The sequence below is a fragment of the uncultured Streptococcus sp. genome, assembly GCF_902463925.1.
Taxonomy (GTDB): Bacteria; Bacillota; Bacilli; order Lactobacillales; family Streptococcaceae; genus Streptococcus.
On record NZ_CABQHE010000012.1, the window covers coordinates 1 to 15,449 of the forward strand.

Here is a 15,449-nt window from a genome sequence, read left to right on the forward strand (position 1 = left end):
AGAGCACTTGGTTTGGGACCAAGGGGTCGCAGGTTCGAATCCTGTCTTCCCGATTTATGGCGGTGTAGCTCAGCTGGCTAGAGCGTCCGGTTCATACCCGGGAGGTCGGGGGTTCGATCCCCTTCGCCGCTATATATGGATTACTTGGACCTTTAGCTCAACTGGTTAGAGCACTCGGCTCATAACCGAGCGGTCGTAGGTTCGAGTCCTACAAGGTCCATATATTATTTAATAATATTTGGAGGATTACCCAAGTCCGGCTGAAGGGAACGGTCTTGAAAACCGTCAGGCGTGTAAAAGCGTGCGTGGGTTCGAATCCCACATCCTCCTTATAATTAACGCGGGATGGAGCAGCTAGGTAGCTCGTCGGGCTCATAACCCGAAGGTCGTAGGTTCAAATCCTGCTCCCGCAATTTGGCTCGGTAGCTCAGTTGGTAGAGCAATGGATTGAAGCTCCATGTGTCGGCGGTTCGATTCCGTCTCGCGCCATTTTGTTGTTAAGCGGGTGTAGTTTAGTGGTAAAACTACAGCCTTCCAAGCTGTTGTCGCGAGTTCGATTCTCGTCACCCGCTTTATTTGGAAACAAATAGCCAAGCATTTAGCTTGGGCGCGTAGCTCAGATGGTTAGAGCGCACGCCTGATAAGCGTGAGGTCGGTGGTTCGATTCCACTCGTGCCCATATTGGAGAATTACTCAAGAGGCTGAAGAGGACGGTTTGCTAAATCGTTAGGTCGGGTAACTGGCGCGGGGGTTCGAATCCCCCATTCTCCGTATTATGACGAATTATCTTTTAGATAATTCGTTTTCTTTTTTATAGAGGTGGCAAAATGAAAAATAGTTTTTATCGATTTCTTCTATACGGGTTTGTTCTTATTCTATTTTTTGTAATGCTTTTTTCTTTTGTTTTTACAAACAATAAATTGTCCAAGGATGTTTCTTCTAATGTCTCGGGTGTTTTGTCTAAAGTAGATTCTGTTATTTCACTTCCATTTACTGCATTAGCAAAATCTCATGATGTTATTTCTGATTTTTTGTCAACCTATTCTGAGAATCGAGATTTAAAGAAATCATTATCTACTGTAGAAAATCAATCTGCTGTCATCTCTAATTTACAAGAAGAAAATGACTCTTTGAGAGCTTCTTTAAATCTTTCAGATAAACTTAGTCGTAATAATGTAATTACTGCTGAGGTTTCAATGCGTCCATCTGTTACTTGGTTGAAGGAGTTAACGATTAATGTTGGAAAGTCTAAGAATGTTAGTAAGTCTATGTTGGCAACTTCTAATGGAGGAGTAATTGGTTTTATAACTAAAATTTATGATCATAGCACAACTATTTCTTTACTCTCTAATAGCTCAAATGATTTTTATATTGCTTCTAGTGTAAATGGTGAGGATGGGAGTCAGATTTTTGGAATTATATCAGGTTATGATAATAAAAAGAAGCTTTTGGAAATGAGTCAGCTAAATTCATCTTCTGATGTTAAGGTTGGTTCTGAAGTGGTAACAAGCGGTCTGGATGAAGTTTCAGTAAAAAATGTCCCAATTGGTACGGTTGAATCTGTGATTGATTATGAAGGGAATCGTACGATTTTAGTTAAAGCTTATGCTGATTTTGATAAAATTTCTTATGTTACTCTTGTTGGAGATGGTAAATGATATGAAGTTTTTCAAGTTTTCTGTTATTCCATTCTGGTTAAGTATTATTCCTTTTCTATGGGATGGTCATATTTCGATGCTACTTAACCATTATTTTTCTCCAGAATTATTTCTATCGTCCCACCTCTTTATTATCTATATATTCATCTTAATTCTTAGCCGTCCTAATAATTTTTCATTTCTATACCTTGTTTGTTTAGGATTTCTATATGATACATATTATTTCAAAACACTCGGTATAGTAATTATAACTCTCCCACTTTTATCCTATCTATTAGCTCAACTATTGCGGTTTGTTAAGAGAAATGTTTATGTTGATTTTTTACTGGCCTTTTTATTCTTATTTCTCTTTGATACTATAAATTTTGGTTTTGCCTTATATTATGGCTTCACAAATGAGTCTATTAGTGATTTTATTATCTATCAACTCAGTCCTAGTCTAGTGTTTAATCTTTTAATTTTTATTTTGATCAAACCTATTGTCGAAAAATTATTTTTGTATCTGTCAGTTGATAGATTTAAATAAAACTGTAATATTAGCGTAACAAATTTTGCGCCATTTTTTGATACAATTAATGAGTCTTATCGAAAAGGAGTAGTATTTATATTATGAAAAAACGTATTCTTTCTGCAGTGTTGGTAAGTGGTGTAACCTTATCAGCAGCTGCATCAGTACATGCAGAGGATTATGATTCGCAAATTGCTGCTGCAGATAACGCAATTAGTAACCTTGCTTCTCAACAAGAGACTGCACAAGCGCAAGTTGCTACAATCCAATCTCAAGTATCTACACTTAGAACACAAAAATCAGAATTGGAAACTAAAAATGCTGAACTTGAAAAAGTATCAGCAGATTTGGAATCTGAAATTCAAGAATTATCAAGTAAAATTGTAGCTCGTCAAGATTCTTTGGCGAAACAAGCTCGTAGTGCTCAACAAAATAATACTGCGACTAGCTACATCAACTCTATCTTGAACTCTAAGTCAATCTCTGAAGCTATTACTCGTATCACAGCTATTTCAAAAGTTGTTACAGCTAATAATGACATGTTGACAAAACAAGAGTCTGATCAAAAAGAGCTTGCTGCAAAACAAGAAGAAAACCAAGCTGCTATTAATGAGATTGCAACTAATAAAGCAGAACTTGAAACTACAGAAGCTGGTTTGACAACTCAACAAGCAGAACTGGAAGCAGCACAAGTTACTTTGGCTGCAGAATTGGCTACAGCTCAAGATGAAAAAACATCACTTGTTTCTGCTAAATCAACTGCAGAAGCAGTGGCAGCTTCAACTGCAGCATCAGTTGCTCAGTCTCAAGCAATTGCAGAATCAGAGGCAGCAGCACAAGCAGTAGCTTCTTCAGAAGCGGCAGCATTTGTAGCTCAATCAGAGGCGGCAGCAACTTCAGAAGCTACTGTTTCAGAAACAGCAACATCCTCAGAAGCAGCACAAGAACCTGTTTCATCAGAAACTTCAGAAACTACTCAAGCTCCTGCAGCTCCAGCAACATCTGAAGCACAACCAGAATCAGCTGCTCCAGTAGCTTCAGAAGCTCCAGCTCCTGCTAGCGAAGCACCTGCGGCAACTTCAGAAGCACCTGTAAGTCAAGCGCCTGCAGCTTCAGAAGCTCCAGCCCCTGCAGCCTCAACTCCTAAAGTATCAGCTACCTCAACTCCTAATACATATCCTGTTGGTCAATGTACTTGGGGTGCTAAATCATTAGCTTCATGGGTTGGTAACTACTGGGGTAATGCTAAAAACTGGATTGCTAGCGCACAAGCAGCTGGCCACTCAGTTGGGACAACTCCTGTAGCCGGAGCAATTGCGGTTTGGCCAAATGATGGTGGTGGTTATGGTCACGTAGCTTACGTCACATCAGCATCAAGTGCAAATTCAATTCAAGTTATGGAATCAAACTATGCTGGTAACATGTCAATCGGTAACTACCGTGGTACATTTGATCCAACATCTTCAGCTCATGGTGGTTCTGTATATTATATTTACCCATAATGAATACAAAAAGGCGATTCGAATTTTTTCGAATCGTTTTTATTTTATCTTGAATTGTCAAATTAAGTGCATACTTTCCCTATAGAATACTTCATAAGGTGTCTTCCAGTTAAAACATTTTCGTGGCCTATTATTAAGTTTGTTCTGCCACAGCTGAATAGTCTGCACATCAACCAATGTTAAATCACTTCCTTTTGGAAAATATTCTCTTAGTAGTCCATTCGTATTCTCATTAGTCCCTCGTTGCCATGGAGCATGGGATCAGGAAAATAGACTTCAATTTTTACATGAGATAGTGAGTTATCATCAAAATGTCCTCTGTAAATGGCTCTATAGATTGTTTGATAACTAATAACACTTTTCCCATACTCTAATCTCAACTGACCTTCTATTTCTTCAGGAGACCATTGGTAATCGAGAAATAAATGTTTGATGGTATTGCTTAAATTGTGATTTCTTTCAAGCATACGTTTTCGCCCACAGTGTGATTTAGCAATATAGTAGGATTTCTGTTCATGACTTGGAGAATCTCTTCCTTCTTTTAGATGTCGCTTCCACTCACGACTAATACTAGACGGATGACGATGAAGTAATTTAGCAATTTGAGAAAAATCTATGCCTTGCGTACAGTAAATGAGCATACTTTCACGTTCGTCTATGGTAAAATGATGGTAGCTCATAAGATTTCCTTTCGTAACTAGTTCGTTCAATTCTATTTTACTAGAAGATCTTATGAGTTTTTATTGTGCACTTATATTGTATATTTAAGGTATAAATAATACCTTCAGCCTGGGAAAATAATGGTGTATGAAAAAAATCTAGATTAAGGGGAAATATTTTTATCCTTGTTAAGTTCATGTGACACCATTTATTTTGCATTGAAAATCAATCTAAAAAAAGGTAGAATGGTTTAGTAGATATTTTGGAGGAAATCATGTCTTATACGAATTTAAAGTTGTTTGCTTTGTCGTCTAACCAAGAATTAGCAGCAAAAGTTGCTGATGAAATTGGTATTGAACTTGGAAAGTCAAGTGTTCGTGAATTTTCAGATGGCGAGATTCAAGTTAATATTGAAGAGTCTATTCGTGGTCATCACGTTTTTATTCTTCAATCTACAAGCTCTCCTGTAAATGATAACTTGATGGAAATCTTGATTATGGTTGATGCACTAAAACGTGCTAGCGCTGAGACAATCAGTGTTGTTATGCCTTATTATGGATATGCACGTCAAGATCGAAAGGCACGTTCACGTGAACCAATCACATCTAAGTTGGTTGCTAATATGCTCGAGGTAGCAGGTGTTGACCGTCTTTTGACAGTTGACCTTCATGCTTCTCAAATTCAAGGATTCTTTGATATCCCAGTAGATCATTTGATGGGAGCTCCTCTTATCGCAGATTATTTTGATCGTGCTGGTCTTACTGGAGATGATGTTGTTGTTGTTTCTCCAGACCATGGTGGTGTGACTCGTGCGCGTAAACTTGCTCAATGTTTGAAAACACCAATCGCTATCATTGATAAACGTCGTAGTGTTGATAAAATGAACACTTCTGAGGTTATGAATATCATTGGTAATGTTAAAGGGAAAACATGTATCTTGATTGATGATATGATTGATACTGCGGGTACCATCTGTCATGCAGCGGATGCACTTGCTGAAGCTGGTGCAACTCATGTCTATGCCTCATGTACTCACCCTGTATTGTCAGGTCCAGCACTTGATAACATTCAAAAATCTGCTATTGAGAAGCTTGTCGTATTGGACACGATTTATCTTCCAGAAGAGCGTTTGATTGATAAGATTGAACAAATTTCTATTGCTGATTTGATTTCTGAAGCAATCATTCGTATTCATGAAAAACGTCCATTGTCACCATTGTTCGAAATGGGTCATAAATAGATTAAAGCTAGCCTAGGCTAGCTTTTTTTGGTGTTTAAATGCGTTTGAGTTTTTGATATAATGTAAGGCATAATTGCAAAGAGGTGACAGTAATGGATTTAACACAACGTTTTAATAAAAATTTAGATAAGATTGAAGTCTCAATGATTCGTCAGTTTGACCAATCAATTTCAGATGTTCCAGGTATTAAAAAGTTGACGCTTGGAGAACCTGATTTTACGACTCCAGATCATGTGAAAGAGGCTGCTAAAGCTGCGATTGATGCGAACCAGTCACACTATACAGGTATGGCTGGACTTCCTGATTTGCGTCAAGCTGCTGCGAATTTTGTTAAGGAAAAATATAATCTTACTTATAACCCAGATAATGAAATTTTGGTAACTATTGGGGCAACAGAAGCCCTTTCTGCAACTTTGACTGCTATTTTGGAGCCAGGAGATACGATTCTTTTACCTGCACCAGCCTATCCAGGATATGAGCCAATTGCAAATCTAGTTGGGGCTGAAATTGTTGAAATTGATACAACAGCTAATGATTTTGTTTTGACTCCGGAGATGTTAGAAAAGGCAATTTTGGAGCAGGGAGATAAGCTTAAAGCTGTTTTGCTTAACTACCCAACTAATCCAACAGGTGTGACTTATTCACGCCAACAGATTGAAGATCTTGCTGAAGTTCTGAAAAAATATGATATTTTTGTTGTTAGTGATGAAGTTTACTCTGAGCTAACTTATGTGGACCAACATGTATCTATTGCTGAGTATTTGCCGGAACAAACGATTTTGATTAATGGTTTGTCTAAATCTCATGCGATGACGGGCTGGCGTATTGGTTTGATTTTTGCACCTGCAGTCTTGACGGCTCAGTTGATTAAGAGTCACCAGTATTTGGTAACAGCTGCAGCTACTATGGCACAATTTGCAGCTATCGAAGCATTATCTGCTGGTAAGGATGATGCACAACCAATGAAAGTTGAGTATTTGAAACGTCGTGATTATATTCTTGAAAAAATGACTGAACTTGGTTTCAAAATTATTAAACCTGATGGTGCCTTCTACATCTTTGCTAAGATTCCAGAAGGATATAATCAAGACTCCTTTAAGTTCTGTCAAGACTTTGCTCGTGAAAAAGCTATTGCTATTATTCCTGGTGTTGCTTTTGGAAAATATGGCGAAGGTTATGTTCGCTTGTCGTATGCAGCCAGCATGGATACTATTGAAACAGCTATGGCTCGTTTGAAAGAGTTTATGGAAGAACATGCAGAAGCTTGAGAGTAGAGGGCTTGTCCTCTTCAATCGTAATTATCGTGAGAATGATAAGCTAGTTAAGATTTTTACCGAGCAAGCTGGGAAACGGATGTTTTTTGTTAGAGGTGGTGGGTCAGGTAAATTAAGTGCTGTGATTCAACCTTTAACCATCGCTGAATTCATGATGACTGTAAATGATGAGGGCTTATCTTTCATAGAGGATTATAGCCAGGCAGAGTCTTTTAAGGAAATTACAAGTGATATTTTTAAGCTGTCTTACGCGACCTATTTAGCTGCCTTGACTGATGCTGCTATTGCTGACGGTGTGGTAGATGCACAATTATTTGCATTTTTAGAGAAAACCCTTGAGTTAATGGAAGAGGGCTTAGATTATGAAATATTGACTAATATCTTTGAGATTCAAGTTTTGGACCGTTTTGGCGTACGATTGAATTTTCATGAATGTGTCTTTTGTCATCGTGTTGGTCTTCCTTTTGATTTCTCGTATAAGTTCTCAGGTTTACTTTGTCCCAATCATTACGAAGAAGATGAAAGGCGTAGTCATTTGGACCCTAATGTGCCTTATCTTTTAGATCGTTTTCAGGGTCTTTCGTTTGAAGAATTGAAAAGCATATCTGTTAAGGATGATATGAAACGAAAGTTGCGACAATTTATTGATGAGCTTTATGATAATTATGTTGGGATTCATCTTAAAAGCAAGAAGTTTATTGATAATCTAAATTCTTGGGGCCATATTATGAATAAAGAAGATAGTGCTGATTAAGCATTGTCTTTTTTTGTTTCACGTGAAACAGGAATGTAGAGGTTTTCAGTCTCAGGGGTTAAAATGCAGATCAGTTCGTGCTATAATAAGAAGATAATAAGCTGAAAGACTCTGCTAGAAACAGTGAACTAGTCCATTTTAGTTACATAATATTTTATTGATAGAAATCTGAGTTTATATTTGATGGCAGAGGACAAGAGGGAGAATGCTATGCATGTAATTGCAGTAGATGCTATGGGTGGCGATAATGCGCCACAAGCAATTGTAGAGGGAGTCAACCAAGCTATAGCAGATTTCAAAGATATTGAAATCCAGCTTTATGGTGATGAAGCTAAAATTAAGACCTATTTGACAGCGAATGAACGTGTGAGCATTGTGCATACTGATGAAAAGATAAATTCAGATGATGAGCCAGCTAAAGCCATTCGTAAGAAGAAAAAAGCTTCAATGGTCTTAGGTGCACAGGCTGTTAAGGAGAAAAAAGCAGGTGCCGTGATTTCTGCGGGGAATACAGGTGCTCTTTTGGCTGCCGGTCTTTTTATTGTTGGACGTATTAAGGGAGTTGAACGACCAGGTCTCATGTCAACGATGCCAAGTTTTACTGGTCAACCCTTTGATATGCTTGATTTGGGTGCTAATGCGGAAAATACAGCTAGTCATTTGCATCAATATGCTATTTTAGGATCTTTCTATGCTAAAAATGTTCGTGGAATTGCCAACCCTCGTGTAGGTCTCCTTAATAATGGGACTGAGGAAACAAAGGGGGATAGTCTTCGTAAGGAGGCTTTTGAGCTCTTATCTAAGGAGCTAAGTATTAACTTTGTTGGTAATGTTGAGGCGCGTGAAATCATGTCTGGAGCTGCTGATGTGGTAGTAGCTGATGGTTTCACAGGAAATGCAGTTCTCAAGGCAATTGAAGGAACGGGACTTGGTGCTATGAAGACCCTTAAGTCAGCTATCATGAATGGTGGTCTTAAAGCTAAGTTAGGTGCCTTCCTATTGAAAGACAGCCTAAAAGGGATGAAAGAGACTATGGATTACTCTAGCGCTGGAGGTGCGGTTCTCTTTGGTCTTAAAGCTCCCGTAGTAAAATGTCATGGATCTAGTGATGCTAAAGCAGTCTACTATACCATTAAGCAGGTTCGTACGATGCTCGATACTAAGGTGGTAGAGCAACTAGTTGACGCTTTCGACCCGAAAGAGGAGGCTAACTGATGAGTAGAGTAGAAATTCTTCAGGAAATGCAGCTCGTTATTCAAGAGCAGATGGGGAAAGAGGACATTGTTTTAACCGAAGCTACCAAATTAGATGACTTGGGTGTAGATTCAATAGAGCTTATGGAATTCATTATTAATTTGGAGGATGAGTTTGCCCTAGAGATTTCTGATAATACCATTGATCATATGGATAAGGTATCAGATTTGTTAGACTATTTGTCTGAGCAATTGAATAATAAATAAGAAAATTAGACTCTAGTTGTTAGATTCTAGAGGAATACAATAATGAAGCAACTATATGTTGCATTGTTATCATTTTATTAGAGTGAGATAAAAAGCTAAAAGTTACATTGATTTAGCACTATCTCACTCTTTTTTTCTATACATTTTTTATTAAAAAACTCTAAGTAATACCATAAATCCGAACTTTATTCGTTCAATCGATCGATAAAGTTTGCTATATGTTGGTTTTTGGATTCTGGTGTGGTATAATTAAGACGAATAAACTTGAAAGGCGAACAATTCTATGTCAAACCAACTGATTTATACTGGGAAAGCTAAAGATATTTATAGTACAGAAGACGAAAATGTGATTAAGTCGGTCTATAAAGACCAGGCAACCATGCTTAATGGTGCTCGTAAGGAGACTATTAAAGGAAAAGGTGTGCTAAATAATCAGATTTCGTCTCTTATTTTTGAAAAATTGAATGCTGCGGGTGTAGCTACTCACTTTATCGAACGTATTTCTGATACCGAACAACTTAACAAGAAAGTTACTATCATTCCTTTGGAGGTTGTTCTTCGTAATGTGACTGCGGGTTCTTTCTCTAAACGTTTTGGTGTTGAAGAGGGTTTGGACTTGAAAACTCCAATCGTTGAATTTTACTACAAGAACGATGATTTGGATGACCCATTCATCAATGACGAGCATGTGAAGTTCTTGGATATTGCCAATGATGAACAAATTGCTTATATCAAGGAAGAAACGCGTCGTATCAATGAATTGCTGAAAGATTGGTTTGCACAAATTGGTCTTCGCTTGATTGACTTCAAATTGGAATTTGGTTTTGATAAGGATGGCAAGATTATCTTGGCAGATGAATTCTCACCAGATAACTGCCGCCTCTGGGATGCTGAAGGGCACCATATGGACAAGGATGTTTTCCGTCGTGATCTTGGTAGCTTGACAGATGTTTATGAAGTTGTATTGGAAAAATTGAAAGGATTGAAGTAGTCTTTTACAAATAGAATACTTGGTCTTCACTACAATCTTTAAGTAGAAATAGATAAAGGAAATAAAATGGATAAACGTATTTTCGTTGAGAAAAAAGCTGATTTTCGTGTGAAATCGCAGTCTTTAGTGAAAGAATTAAAGCATAATCTTCAGTTGAGAACTTTGAATGATCTTCGTATTGTTCAGGTTTACGATGTCTTTAATTTGGCAGAGGACTTGTTTGCGCGTGCGGAAAAACACATCTTCTCTGAGCAAGTGACTGATACTGTTTTGGACGAGGATGCGGTTAAAGCTGATCTTGAGAAGTATGCTTTCTTTGCTATCGAAAGTTTGCCTGGTCAATTTGACCAACGTGCGGCATCTTCACAAGAAGCTTTGCTTTTGCTTGGTAGTTCAAATGATGTAACAGTGAACACAGCACAACTTTACTTGGTAAACAAGGATATTGATGCGAATGAGTTGGAAGCTGTCAAAAACTATCTCTTGAACCCAGTAGATTCTCGTTTCAAAGATATCACTGTTGGTATTGCTAAACAGGATTTCTCTGAGTCTGACAAGACCATTCCAAGCTTGGATTTCTTTGAAACTTATACGGCAGAAGATTTTGCTAAGTATAAGGCTGAGCAAGGATTGGCAATGGAAGTGGATGACCTTCTCTTCATCCAAGATTACTTCAAATCTATTGGACGTGTACCAACTGAGACTGAGCTTAAGGTTTTGGATACTTACTGGTCTGACCACTGCCGTCATACAACTTTCGAAACTGAGTTGAAAAACATCGACTTCTCAGCTTCTAAATTTGAAAAACAATTGCAAGCGACTTATGACAAGTATATTGCCATGCGTGATGAGTTGGGACGTACAGAAAAACCTCAAACCTTGATGGATATGGCGACTATTTTTGGTCGTTATGAGCGTGCCAATGGTCGTTTGGATGACATGGAAGTGTCTGATGAAATCAATGCCTGCTCAGTTGAAATTGAAGTGGATGTTAATGGTGTAAAAGAACCATGGCTTCTCATGTTCAAGAACGAAACTCATAACCACCCAACAGAAATCGAACCATTTGGTGGGGCTGCTACTTGTATCGGTGGTGCCATTCGTGACCCATTGTCAGGTCGTTCTTACGTTTACCAAGCAATGCGTATCTCAGGTGCTGGTGATATTACAACACCAATTGCTGAAACTCGTGCTGGTAAATTGCCACAACAAGTGATTTCTAAAACAGCGGCTCACGGTTATTCTTCATACGGTAACCAAATTGGTCTTGCAACAACTTATGTTCGTGAATACTTTCACCCAGGTTTCGTTGCTAAGCGTATGGAGCTAGGTGCAGTTGTCGGTGCGGCTCCTAAGGAAAATGTTGTCCGTGAAAAACCTGAAGCAGGTGATGTGATTATCTTGCTCGGTGGTAAGACTGGACGTGACGGTGTAGGTGGTGCGACAGGTTCTTCTAAAGTTCAAACGGTTGAATCTGTTGAAACAGCTGGTGCTGAAGTTCAAAAAGGGAATGCCATCGAAGAACGTAAGATTCAACGTCTTTTCCGTAATGGGGATGTGACACGTCTTATCAAGAAATCAAATGACTTTGGCGCTGGTGGTGTCTGTGTGGCTATCGGTGAATTAGCAGATGGTCTTGAAATCGACCTTAATAAAGTGCCTCTTAAATACCAAGGCTTGAATGGTACAGAAATTGCTATCTCTGAATCTCAGGAACGTATGGCTGTAGTGGTTCGTCCAGAAGATGTAGATGCCTTCGTTGCTGAATGTAACAAAGAAAATATTGATGCTGTTGTCGTTGCGACAGTGACTGAAAAACCAAATCTTGTCATGCACTGGAATGGTGAAACCATCGTTGATTTGGAACGTCGTTTCCTTGATACAAACGGTGTACGTGTGGTTGTAGATGCTAAGGTGGTTGACAAGGATGTCAAGCTTCCAGAAGAACGTCAAACATCTGCTGAAACCCTTGAAGCTGATACTCTTGAAGTCTTGGCTGACCTTAACCATGCCAGTCAAAAAGGTTTACAAACCATCTTTGATAGCTCAGTTGGTCGTTCAACAGTTAATCACCCACTCGGTGGTCGCTACCAAATCACACCAACAGAAGCTTCTGTACAGAAATTGCCAGTCCAACACGGCGTGACAACAACTGCTTCTGTTATGGCGCAAGGATTTAACCCTTATGTAGCAGAATGGTCTCCATATCATGGTGCTGCCTATGCAGTAATCGAAGCAACAGCTCGTTTGGTTGCTGCTGGTGCAAACTGGTCTAAGGCTCGTTTCTCTTATCAAGAATACTTTGAGCGTATGGATAAACAAGCAGAGCGTTTTGGTCAACCAGTATCAGCTCTCCTTGGATCAATCGAAGCTCAGATTCAACTTGGTTTGCCATCTATCGGTGGTAAAGACTCTATGTCTGGTACCTTTGAAGAATTGACAGTACCACCAACTTTGGTTGCCTTTGGTGTGACAACAGCAGATAGCCGTAAGGTTCTTTCTCCAGAATTTAAAGCTGCTGGTGAAAATATTTACTACATCCCAGGTCAAGCTTTGGCACAAGAAATTGACTTCGATCTTATCAAGTCTAACTTTGCTCAATTTGAAGCCATCCAAGCTGACCGCAAAGTCACATCTGCATCAGCTGTCAAATATGGTGGTGTCGTTGAAGCGCTTGCCCTTGCAACATTTGGTAACCATATTGGTGCCACTGTAACCCTTGAAAATCTTGAGACTGCCTTGACAGCTCAATTGGGTGGATTCGTCTTCACATCTCCGGAAGAAATTTCAGGTGTTGCCAAGATTGGACAAACAGCAGCTGACTTTACACTCACTGTCAATGGTGTAACGCTTGATGGACACAAACTTGACAGTGCCTTCCAAGGTAAATTGGAAGAGGTTTATCCAACAGAATTTGCACAAGCAACTGAGTTGGAAGAAGTACCAGCAGTGGCATCAGATGCTGTTATCAAAGCTAAAGAAATAGTTGAGACACCAGTGGTTTACATCCCAGTATTCCCAGGTACTAACTCTGAGTACGATTCAGCTAAGGCCTTCGAAAAAGAAGGTGCGAAAGTCAACTTGGTACCATTTGTAACACTTAATGAAGAAGCTATTGTCAAGTCTGTTGACACTATGGTTGACAATATCGAAAAATCTAACATTATCTTTTTTGCAGGTGGCTTCTCAGCAGCGGATGAACCAGATGGATCAGCTAAATTTATTGTTAACATCTTGCTCAATGAAAAAGTACGTGCAGCTATCGATAGCTTCATCGAACGTGGTGGTTTGATTATTGGTATCTGTAACGGATTCCAAGCCCTTGTTAAATCAGGTCTTCTTCCATACGGTAACTTTGAAGATGCAAGTAGCACGAGTCCAACCCTCTTCTACAATGATGCCAACCAACACGTGGCTAAGATGGTTGAAACACGTATTGCCAACACTAACTCACCATGGCTTGCTGGAGTAGAAGTTGGTGACATCCATGCCATCCCAGTATCACACGGTGAAGGTAAATTTGTCGTGACAGCTGAGGAATTCGCAGAGCTTCGCGATAATGGTCAAATCTTTACCCAATATGTTGACTTTGAAGGTAAACCAAGCATGGATTCTAAATACAATCCAAATGGATCTGTAAATGCTATCGAAGGTATCACAAGCAAGAACGGTCAAATTATTGGTAAGATGGGACACTCAGAACGTTTCGAAGATGGTCTCTTCCAAAATATTCCAGGAAATAAAGACCAGTATCTTTTTGCGTCAGCAGTTAAATACTTCACTGGAAAATAATAGAGCGTGTTTAGCGCGCTTAGTAATGATATTTTTCGCTGTAGCGATATTCCTAGATAACTTGAGAATTTTGCAAAATCGAGATCAAATTGGAAGAATGAGACGCTAGAGATAGCTACACTCATTCTTGTTACCTAAGGAAAATATCACAAATAAAAGGTATATAAAATGACATACGAAGTTAAATCTCTTAATGAAGAATGTGGTGTTTTTGGTATCTGGGGTCACTCGGATGCTGCCAAATTAACTTATTTCGGCCTTCACAGTCTTCAACACCGTGGTCAAGAGGGGGCAGGAATTCTCTCAAATGATGCGGGTCAATTGAAGCGTCATCGTGATATGGGGCTTCTCTCAGAAGTTTTCCGTGATCCAGCCAACTTAGACAAGCTAACTGGTACGGCTGCTATCGGTCATGTTCGTTATGCGACTGCCGGTGAGGCTTCTGTAGACAATATTCAACCATTTATGTTTAAGTTTCACGATGGACAGCTTGGTCTTGCTCATAATGGGAATTTGACTAATGCAGAGTCACTAAGACATGAGTTGGAAAAAAATGGTGCAATCTTTAGCTCAACATCTGACTCAGAAATTTTGGCTCACTTGATTCGTCGTAGCCACAACCCATCCTTCATGGGAAAGTTGAAAGAAGCTTTGAACACTGTTAAAGGTGGATTTGCTTACCTCCTCATGCTTGAGGACAAACTTATTGCAGCCTTGGATCCAAATGGTTTCCGTCCCCTTTCTATTGGTAAGATGGCCAATGGAGCTATCGTGGTTTCATCTGAAACCTGTGCCTTTGAAGTGGTTGGAGCAGAGTGGATTCGCGATGTAAATCCAGGTGAAGTTGTTATCATCGATGATAACGGAATCACTTACGATAACTATACAACGGACACCCAATTGGCTGTTTGTTCAATGGAGTATATCTACTTTGCCCGTCCTGATTCAAATATCCAAGGGGTCAATGTCCATACAGCTCGTAAACGTATGGGTGCTCAATTGGCACGTGAATTCAAACATGAAGCAGATATTGTAGTTGGTGTGCCTAATTCATCACTTAGTGCAGCCATGGGATTTGCTGAAGAATCAGGCTTGCCAAATGAAATGGGCTTGATTAAAAATCAATACACCCAACGTACCTTTATTCAACCAACACAAGAATTGCGTGAGCAAGGAGTTCGTATGAAACTCTCTGCCGTATCAGGTGTTGTTAAAGGAAAACGTGTGGTCATGATTGACGATTCCATTGTTCGTGGAACAACGTCCCGTCGTATCGTTCAACTCTTGAAAGAAGCAGGGGCGACTGAGGTTCACGTGGCTATCGGAAGCCCAGCCCTTGCCTACCCATGTTTCTACGGTATCGATATTCAAACACGTAAGGAATTGATTGCTGCCAATCACACAGTAGAAGAAACCCGTGAAATCATTGGTGCGGATAGCTTGACTTACTTGTCTATCAATGGCTTGATTGATTCTATTGGAATTGACACAGATGCACCAAATGGTGGCCTTTGTGTTGCTTACTTTGATGGTAAATATCCAACACCATTGTATGACTACGAAGAACGCTATTTGGAAAGTTTGAAAGAACACACTTCTTTCTATTAAGA

General features: G+C 39.3%; 12 protein-coding genes, 8 tRNA genes and 1 pseudogene. 19 read left to right on the plus strand and 2 right to left on the minus strand.

Annotation, left to right across the window (positions count from 1 at the left end; translation table 11 throughout):
- The first annotated feature begins 58 nt into the window (after nt 1–58).
- From RDY04_RS08230 to RDY04_RS08280, 11 genes are all read left to right on the plus strand, one after another.
- Nucleotides 59–132 (plus strand) — tRNA-Met (locus RDY04_RS08230).
- A 14-nt stretch (nt 133–146) separates the two neighbouring features.
- Nucleotides 147–220 (plus strand) — tRNA-Ile (locus tag RDY04_RS08235).
- Between the two features lie 20 nt (nt 221–240).
- A tRNA-Ser gene (locus RDY04_RS08240) sits at nt 241–330 on the plus strand.
- Nucleotides 331–339: 9 nt separating this feature from the next.
- Nucleotides 340–413: transfer RNA gene (locus RDY04_RS08245), tRNA-Met, on the plus strand.
- A 3-nt stretch (nt 414–416) separates the two neighbouring features.
- Nucleotides 417–489, plus strand: a tRNA-Phe gene (locus tag RDY04_RS08250).
- Between the two features lie 12 nt (nt 490–501).
- Nucleotides 502–572, plus strand: a tRNA-Gly gene (locus RDY04_RS08255).
- 33 nt (nt 573–605) lie between these two features.
- A tRNA-Ile gene (locus tag RDY04_RS08260) sits at nt 606–679 on the plus strand.
- 4 nt (nt 680–683) lie between these two features.
- Nucleotides 684–771, plus strand: a tRNA-Ser gene (locus RDY04_RS08265).
- Between the two features lie 56 nt (nt 772–827).
- Complete coding sequence (mreC, locus tag RDY04_RS08270; RefSeq protein ID WP_303951020.1) at nt 828–1,658, plus strand: rod shape-determining protein MreC; 831 nt, start codon at nt 828–830, stop codon at nt 1,656–1,658.
- A 1-nt stretch (nt 1,659) separates the two neighbouring features.
- Nucleotides 1,660–2,184 (plus strand): rod shape-determining protein MreD, encoded by a 525-nt coding sequence (gene mreD, locus RDY04_RS08275; RefSeq protein WP_303951093.1) that lies wholly within the window; start codon nt 1,660–1,662, stop codon nt 2,182–2,184.
- Between the two features lie 83 nt (nt 2,185–2,267).
- Nucleotides 2,268–3,668: a CHAP domain-containing protein gene (locus RDY04_RS08280; protein WP_303951023.1), complete on the plus strand. Its 1,401-nt coding sequence runs from the start codon at nt 2,268–2,270 to the stop codon at nt 3,666–3,668.
- 57 nt (nt 3,669–3,725) lie between these two features.
- Here the strand turns inward: RDY04_RS08280 and RDY04_RS08285 are convergent.
- A pseudogene (locus RDY04_RS08285) lies at nt 3,726–3,926 on the minus strand (transposase); the annotation flags it as partial.
- Entirely contained in the window at nt 3,878–4,348 is a 471-nt protein-coding gene (locus RDY04_RS09640; protein WP_374110373.1) for a transposase, read from the minus strand. The gene RDY04_RS09640 and the pseudogene RDY04_RS08285, both read right to left, overlap by 49 nt.
- Before the next feature lie 254 nt (nt 4,349–4,602).
- Between RDY04_RS09640 and RDY04_RS08295 the strand changes: the two genes are divergently transcribed.
- From RDY04_RS08295 to purF, 8 genes are all read left to right on the plus strand, one after another.
- Nucleotides 4,603–5,568: a ribose-phosphate diphosphokinase gene (locus RDY04_RS08295; RefSeq protein WP_303951025.1), complete on the plus strand. Its 966-nt coding sequence runs from the start codon at nt 4,603–4,605 to the stop codon at nt 5,566–5,568.
- Nucleotides 5,569–5,660: 92 nt separating this feature from the next.
- The gene (locus RDY04_RS08300) at nt 5,661–6,836 is read left to right on the plus strand and encodes a pyridoxal phosphate-dependent aminotransferase (RefSeq protein ID WP_303951027.1); all 1,176 of its coding nucleotides are present in this window, start codon (nt 5,661–5,663) and stop codon (nt 6,834–6,836) included.
- Nucleotides 6,823–7,596 (plus strand): DNA repair protein RecO, encoded by a 774-nt coding sequence (gene recO / locus RDY04_RS08305; RefSeq protein ID WP_303951029.1) that lies wholly within the window; start codon nt 6,823–6,825, stop codon nt 7,594–7,596. The genes RDY04_RS08300 and recO overlap by 14 nt, the downstream gene beginning before the upstream one ends.
- Before the next feature lie 210 nt (nt 7,597–7,806).
- Nucleotides 7,807–8,811, plus strand: a complete 1,005-nt coding sequence (gene plsX / locus RDY04_RS08310; RefSeq protein ID WP_295495052.1) for a phosphate acyltransferase PlsX — start codon at nt 7,807–7,809, stop codon at nt 8,809–8,811.
- Complete coding sequence (locus tag RDY04_RS08315; RefSeq protein WP_303951032.1) at nt 8,811–9,056, plus strand: phosphopantetheine-binding protein; 246 nt, start codon at nt 8,811–8,813, stop codon at nt 9,054–9,056. The genes plsX and RDY04_RS08315 overlap by 1 nt, the downstream gene beginning before the upstream one ends.
- Nucleotides 9,057–9,339: 283 nt before the next feature.
- Nucleotides 9,340–10,047, plus strand: a complete 708-nt coding sequence (purC, locus tag RDY04_RS08320) for a phosphoribosylaminoimidazolesuccinocarboxamide synthase (RefSeq protein WP_303951035.1) — start codon at nt 9,340–9,342, stop codon at nt 10,045–10,047.
- A gap of 66 nt (nt 10,048–10,113) precedes the next feature.
- Nucleotides 10,114–13,839 carry a phosphoribosylformylglycinamidine synthase gene (locus RDY04_RS08325; RefSeq protein ID WP_303951037.1) on the plus strand — a complete coding sequence of 1,242 codons (3,726 nt, stop codon included), beginning with the start codon at nt 10,114–10,116 and terminating at the stop codon, nt 13,837–13,839.
- A gap of 168 nt (nt 13,840–14,007) precedes the next feature.
- Nucleotides 14,008–15,447 carry an amidophosphoribosyltransferase gene (gene purF / locus RDY04_RS08330; RefSeq protein ID WP_303951039.1) on the plus strand — a complete coding sequence of 480 codons (1,440 nt, stop codon included), beginning with the start codon at nt 14,008–14,010 and terminating at the stop codon, nt 15,445–15,447.
- Nucleotides 15,448–15,449 lie beyond the last annotated feature (2 nt).